The organism is Neisseria sp. P0021.S006 (assembly GCF_051956895.1).
In genome coordinates, this window is sequence record NZ_JBQCWZ010001217.1 from 1 (window position 1) to 459 (window position 459).

At 50.5% G+C, this 459-nt stretch carries 1 protein-coding gene; it reads right to left on the reverse strand.

Annotated features, from left to right (window positions below; genetic code table 11):
• The coding region (surE, locus tag ACTHUM_RS19560; protein ID WP_440403948.1) for a 5'/3'-nucleotidase SurE at nucleotides 1-459 on the reverse strand (459 nt) is incomplete at both ends.

Consider the following 459-nt stretch of genomic DNA (forward strand, 5'->3'; position numbering starts at 1 on the left):
ATAAATTTGTTCGCCACGTGGATTATACATGGGAACAATGCTTTGTTCATGATGACGGCGGCCGAGCCGTGTAATTTTTATGCCTTGGATATCCTCAGGTGCGACGGCAGGGATATTGATGTTCCATAAGATGGGTTCGGAAATAGGGCGTTTGAGAAAGTAGGAAAGCAGTATCCAAGCGGCTTTTTCTGCGGTTTCCCAATAACGGCCGCTGGAGTCGGCAAGTGAGAAAGCAATGGCGGGAATGCCCATCAGGTAGGCTTCCGTCGCGGCGGCAACCGTACCGGAATAAAGCGTATCGTCGCCCATGTTTGCGCCGTTGTTAATGCCGGACAAAACTAAGTCGGGTTTGAAATCGGCGAGGGCGTGTTGGCCGACATGAATGCAGTCGGTGGGCGTACCATTCACATAGTAAAACCCGTTTTCCGCCTGTTTCAGTTGTAAAGGACGGTCTAAAGT